Here is a 1,895-nt window from a genome sequence, read left to right as displayed (position 1 = left end):
ATGCTCATATCAGTAGTATGAGTCATGCTTTCGAGATTGATATTGAGACGAAAAAAGGCAAACCTCGAGTAGCCCTGGTCAGCTCATCCGTAGTTGAGAATACGCTTGGAGATGAGACCTTGCTAGTGATTTATGACATCACTGTGCGTAAAGAGGCTGAAGAGCAGCTACGTTTTTCTTCACGGGTCTTTAATCAGGCTCATGAAGCCATCATGATCACGGATACCAAAGGCGTTATCACCGATGTGAACCCCGCCTTTAGTCATATCACAGGCTATAGTCGTGAAGAGGCGATAGGTCAGACACCTCACTTATTGAGTTCCGGAAAGCACTCGCCTGAGTTCTTTCAGAACATGTGGAAATCCATCAGCGACCATGGCTATTGGCAGGGAGAGGTATGGAACTGCAGGAAAAATGGTGAGCTTTATGCAGAGTTGTTAACGGTCTCATCATTGACTGATGACGACGGTGCAACACGTCATTTTGTCGGATTGTTTTCAGATATTACCAATGCCAAACAGCAGCAAGATACCTTGGAATTGATGGCCCATTATGACGTGCTGACTAAGCTTCCCAATCGTGCCTTGCTGGCTGATCGTTTCTTACAGGCAGTGGCGCATTGTAAACGTGCAAAAACGATGCTGGCAATTTGCTTTCTGGATCTCGATGATTTTAAGCCGGTCAATGATACCTATGGACATGATGTTGGCGATCAGCTGCTAATTGAGGTGGCTAATCGCTTACGAAACAATGTTCGGGAAGAAGATACCATCTCAAGGTTTGGTGGTGATGAGTTTGCCATCATCTTTCGTGATGTGGAGTCTTTACAGGAATGTGAAGACATGTTGAAACGGATACACCACTCTATTGCTCAGCCATACTACGTAGATGATTTACGCCTGACTATCAGTGCTTCCAGTGGGGTTAGTTTTTATACACAGGAAAGCGATGATCTGGACACGCTACTCCGCCATGCTGATCAAAGTATGTACCAGGCAAAATTATCTGGTCGGAATCACTACCAGCTATTCAACCCAGCCGATAATCAGCTGACTATAGAAAAACAACAGCTGTTGCATGATATCCGTCAGGCCTTAAAAACCGATGAGTTCTGTTTGTTCTATCAACCAAAAGTGAACATGACAAACGGTGAAGTCTTTGGCATGGAAGCACTGATACGTTGGCAGCATCCAACGAGGGGATTATTAACACCGCTCAAGTTTTTGCCCGTGATTGCTGACAGCGAACTAGAAATTGAGATCGGACGGTGGGTCTTGCAGCAAGCACTTAAGCAACTCCAGTTCCTACACCAGCAAGGGTATATGATCTCCATCAGTGTCAACATTGCCTCTTACCATTTACAATCTGATGCCTTTGTAAGTGACATGGAGACGTTACTGGCCGAGTATCCCGATATTGGGCCGGAATACCTACAACTGGAAATAGTCGAAACCACCGCTCTAGGTGATATTGGGGCCATCACCAAGGTCATAAGGCAATGCAAGGATTCCATTGGTGTATCAGTGGCATTGGATGATTTTGGTACTGGCTACTCCTCACTGACACATTTACGTCACTTGAGTGCCGATACGATTAAAATCGACCAAAGCTTTATTCGTGACATGCTTGATGATCCACAGGACTATACGATTGTTGATGGTGTAACCGGCCTGGCTGAAGCGTTCGACAGACAAGTCATTGCAGAAGGTGTTGAGACGGTCGAGCATGGATTAATGTTGTTGTTGATTGGCTGCGAAAACGCTCAGGGCTATGGCATAGCCAGACCCATGCCAAGCGATGACGTGATGTCGTGGCTCAGACATTATCATGCTGAAGTAGGCTGGGTATCAGCATCTCGTTTATCACTCACACCAAGACAGAAGGCATTACGGTTA

1 protein-coding gene is annotated in these 1,895 nt (G+C 45.8%); it reads left to right on the top strand.

Annotation, left to right across the window (positions count from 1 at the left end):
- Window positions 1–1,895, top strand: a 1,895-nt coding sequence (locus B4K20_RS14895) for a putative bifunctional diguanylate cyclase/phosphodiesterase (RefSeq protein ID WP_289283514.1), incomplete at both ends; no start/stop codon positions are given.

This window comes from Methylophaga sp. UBA5088, from assembly GCF_002414625.1.
In the GTDB taxonomy this organism is placed as follows: domain Bacteria; phylum Pseudomonadota; class Gammaproteobacteria; order Nitrosococcales; family Methylophagaceae; genus Methylophaga; species Methylophaga marina.
The sequence above is the reverse complement of the archived record's forward strand: the minus strand, read 5'-3'. Positions and strand labels throughout refer to the sequence as shown.